This window comes from Patiriisocius marinus, assembly GCF_008974325.1.
GTDB lineage: Bacteria > Bacteroidota > Bacteroidia > Flavobacteriales > Flavobacteriaceae > Patiriisocius > Patiriisocius marinus.
This window is the reverse complement of sequence record NZ_BKCG01000021.1, coordinates 1-4,840: the sequence shown is the minus strand read 5'-3', so window position 1 is coordinate 4,840 and position 4,840 is coordinate 1. Positions and strand designations below refer to the sequence as shown.

Annotated in this window: 2 protein-coding genes; both read left to right on the top strand. The window is 40.4% G+C overall.

The window, feature by feature from the left end; genetic code table 11:
• A partial coding sequence (locus GBH57_RS15890; RefSeq protein ID WP_151675484.1) for a T9SS type B sorting domain-containing protein occupies nt 1-4,590 on the top strand: 4,590 nt, incomplete at its 5' end.
• 93 nt (nt 4,591-4,683) lie between these two features.
• On the top strand, nt 4,684-4,840 hold a 157-nt coding region (locus tag GBH57_RS15885), incomplete at its 3' end, for a type IX secretion system membrane protein PorP/SprF (protein WP_373865842.1).

Genomic DNA, 4,840 nt, shown 5'->3' with positions numbered 1-4,840 from the left:
TTAGCAAACGTTGATTTATCAGATAACAATACAGATTGGTATATGGCTGATTGTGATGGTGATGGTGTTTCAAACGGAACGGAAGTAGATCCTGATATGGATGGTACAGCTGGACCAAACGGAACAGACCCTAACGATCCATGTGAATATAATGAAGCAGATGTTACTTTACCTCAAGGAGGAGACTGGGCATCAGCCGATTGTGATGGTGATGGAACACCAAACGATATGGACACAGCACCAAATGATCCTTGTGATGGAGATACAGATACAGTAACTAACCCAATGCCAGGCGATGCTAACTACGATGTGTGGGCAGCCGCTGATTGTGATGGAGATGGTGAATTAAACGGAGATGATCCAAGTCCATATGATCCTTGTGATGGTGGTAACTTAGCAAACGTTGATTTATCAGATAACAATACAGATTGGTATATGGCTGATTGTGATGGTGATGGTGTTTCAAACGGAACGGAAGTAGATCCTGATATGGATGGTACAGCTGGACCAAACGGAACAGACCCTAACGATCCATGTGAATATAATGAAGCGGATGTTACTTTACCTCAAGGAGGAGGCTGGGCATCAGCCGATTGTGATGGTGATGGAACACCAAACGATATGGACACAGCACCAAATGATCCTTGTGATGGAGATACAGATACAATAACTAACCCAATGCCAGGCGATGCTAACTACGATGTGTGGGCAGCCGCTGATTGTGATGGAGATGGTGAATTAAACGGAGATGATCCAAGTCCATATGATCCTTGTGATGGTGGTAATTTAGCAAACGTTGATTTATCAGATAACAATACAGATTGGTATATGGCTGATTGTGATGGTGATGGTGTTTCAAACGGAACGGAAGTAGATCCTGATATGGATGGTACAGCTGGACCAAACGGAACAGACCCTAACGATCCATGTGAATATAATGAAGCAGATGTTACTTTACCTCAAGGAGGAGACTGGGCATCAGCCGATTGTGATGGTGATGGAACACCAAACGATATGGACACAGTACCAAATGATCCTTGTGATGGAGATACAGATACAGTAACTAACCCAATGCCAGGCGATGCTAACTACGATGTGTGGGCAGCCGCTGATTGTGATGGAGATGGTGAATTAAACGGAGTTGATCCAAGTCCATATGATCCTTGTGATGGTGGTAACTTAGCAAACGTTGATTTATCAGATAACAATACAGATTGGTATATGGCTGATTGTGATGGTGATGGTGTTTCAAACGGAACAGAAGTAGATCCTGATATGGATGGTACAGCTGGACCAAACGGAACAGATCCTAACGATCCATGTGAATATAATGAAGCAGATGTTACTTTACCTCAAAGTGGAGACTGGGCAGCAGCAGATTGTGACGGTGATGGTAATCCTAACGGAACTGATTCTGATCCACTTGATCCTTGTGTTGATGCTGATATCACTATGGTAGACCTTACGGATATTACTTCTGATTGGTATACTGCAGATTGTGATGGAGATGGAGTTATCAATGGAATTGAAGTAGATCCAAATGGTGATGGAGTAGCTGGTCCTGATGGAACAGACCCTAACGATCCTTGTGATTATGATTCATCTATACAAAATATTGATACAGTTAGCCCTCAGTGGTTAGGTGCTGATTGTGATGGTGATGGTGTTTCAAATGGAACTGAAATCAATGATGGTACTAATCCACAAAATCCTTGTGATTATTTAGAAGTAAATCAAGATATTACAATTGTAACTAGCGAATGGTTAGATGCTGATTGTGATGGTGATGGAGAACCTAATGGAACCGATACAGCGCCATTTGATCCTTGTGATGGAGATACAGATACAGTAACTAACCCAATGCCAGGCGATGCTAACTACGATGTGTGGGCAGCAGCAGACTGTGATGGAGATGGTGAGTTAAACGGAGATGATCCAAGTCCTTACGATCCTTGTGATGGTGGAAACTTAGCCAATGTTGATTTATCAGATAACAACTCAGATTGGTATATGGCTGATTGTGATGGTGATGGTGTTTCAAATGGAACAGAAGTAGATCCTGATATGGACGGTACAGCTGGACCAAACGGAACAGATCCTAACGATCCATGTGAATATAATGAAGACGATGTTACTTTACCTCAAGGCGGAGATTGGGCAGCCGCAGATTGTGATGGTGATGGTAATCCTAACGGAACTGATTCTGATCCACTTGATCCTTGTGTTGATGCTGATATCACTATGGTAGACCTTACGGATATTACTTCTGATTGGTATACTGCAGATTGTGATGGAGATGGAGTTATCAATGGAATTGAAGTAGATCCAAATGGTGATGGAGTAGCTGGTCCTGATGGAACAGACCCTAACGATCCTTGTGATTATGATTCATCTGTACAAAATATTGATACAGTTAGCCCTCAGTGGTTAGGTGCTGATTGTGATGGTGATGGTGTTTCAAATGGAACTGAAATCAATGATGGTACTAATCCACAAGATCCTTGTGATTACTTAGTGTCAAATCAAGATATTACAATTGTAACTAGCGAATGGTTAGATGCAGATTGTGATGGTGATGGTACGGCAAACGGAGTTGATCCAGAACCATTCGATCCTTGTATTGATGATGGTATAGTTGGAGATGAAGATCCTGCAAACCCAATTTGGGCAGATGCAGATTGTGACGGTGATGGTACACCTAATGGTGTTGATCCAGACCCATTAGATCCTTGTGTTGATAATGGTGTAATAGGAGATGAAGATCCTACAAACCCAATTTGGTCATTAGCCGATTGTGATGGTGATGGTACTATAAACGGAAATGATCCAGCTCCATTTGACCCTTGTGTAGATGATGGTGTAATTGGTGATGAAGATCAAACAAATCCAATCTGGCAAGCAGGAGACTGTGACGGTGATGGTGTTACTAATGGACAAGAAGTTATTGATATGACTGATCCTTATGATTCTTGTAGCTATGATCCAGCTAACCAAGATATCACAATAGTTAGTGAGCAGTGGGAATCTGCCGATTGTGATGGTGATGGTGTTGTCAATGGAGATGAGCTTATAGATGGTACTGATCCACTTGATCCTTGTGACTTTATGATTGAAAATGCTACAGTACCTCAAACACCAGTATGGGAGGCATTAGATTGTGATGGTGATGGTGTTACTAACGGAGATGAATTGTTAGATGGTACTAACCCTCAAGATCCTTGTGACTTTGATGTAGCTAGTCAAACATTACCAACAAGTGGTGATTGGATGACAGCAGATTGTGATGGTGACGGTGTTACTAATCAAGATGAATTAGCTGACGGAACTGACCCATTAGATCCTTGTGATTTTAATGTTGCAAGTCAAACGTTACCAACTAGTGGTGATTGGATGATGGCAGATTGTGATGGTGACGGAGTTACAAATCAAGATGAATTAGCTGACGGAACTGATCCATTAGATCCTTGTGATTTTGAAGTTTCAAGTCAAACGGTTAATCCGTCTACTGCTTGGGAAGATGATGATTGTGATGGTGATGGAGTAACAAATGGTGATGAACTTATAGATGGTACAGGTCCTTTAGATCCTTGTAGCTTTATGATTGAAAACGCTTCTGTTCCTCAAACACCAGTATGGGAGGCATTAGATTGTGATGGTGATGGTGTTACAAATGGTGATGAGCTGTTAGATGGAACTAATCCACTTGATCCTTGTGATTACTTAGTGATAAGTCAAACTGTTCCTCCAAGTCAAGCTTGGTTAGATGCAGATTGTGATGGTGACGGTACTCCAAATGGTTCAGACGAAGACCCTCAAGATCCTTGTGTATTTGATATAGCATCTAGTTTGAGTAATATTGGTACTGCTAGTGATGATTTCTTAAATGGAGATTGTGATGGTGATGGAGTAACAAATGGAGATGAATTATTAGACGGAACAGATCCTAATGATCCTTGTGAATTTATTCCTGGAAGTATGACAGTAGAGCCTACTGGAGAGTTCTTAGCTCTAGATTGTGACGGTGATGGTGTTTCTAACGGTCAAGAATTTATGGATGGAACAAACCCTCAAGATTCTTGTGACTATGATTGGAACAGTCAAGTTATTGACTACGAAAATCAAATAGTAGTTGGAGTAAGTGATGCTTGGTTAGAATTTGATTGTGAGAACTGTGATGAAAATGGTGGTGACGGTATACCAAACGGCCAGGAGATTTCAGATGTAAATGCAAATGGAATACCTGATTATGCTGAATGTAATAACGTTAATCCAGATCCTAATTCAGATTTAATTGTTTTTGATATTATGACACCAAACGGTGATGGTTTAAATGATGTTTTCGTGATAAGTGGAATTCAGAACTACCCAAGAAATACGGTTAGAATTTATAACCGTTGGGGAGTAGAAGTTTATGGAACGGAAGGTTATGGTCAAAATGATAATTTCTTTAGAGGAATATCAGAAGGTAGATCAACCATTAATGGAGATGAGAAATTGCCAGTAGGAACATACTACTACGTGTTAGAGTATATTGATGACAACGAAGCAACACAAAAATTAGCTGGTCCATTATATATCAATAGAAGATAGAAAACCTAGAATAATCAACGCTGCTATTTAGAAATAGATAGTAGCGTTAAATTAAAAATTATGAGAAAATTACTTGTACCTTTTTTAGCGCTGATGTTTATCGGTTTCTCAAGTGACAATGCATTTGCACAGCAGGACGCGCAATACACACAGTATATGTACAACACATTAAGTATAAATCCTGCATATGCAGGTAGCAGAGATGTGTTGAGTGTATTAGGTTTGTATAGGAATCAATGGTTTAATAACA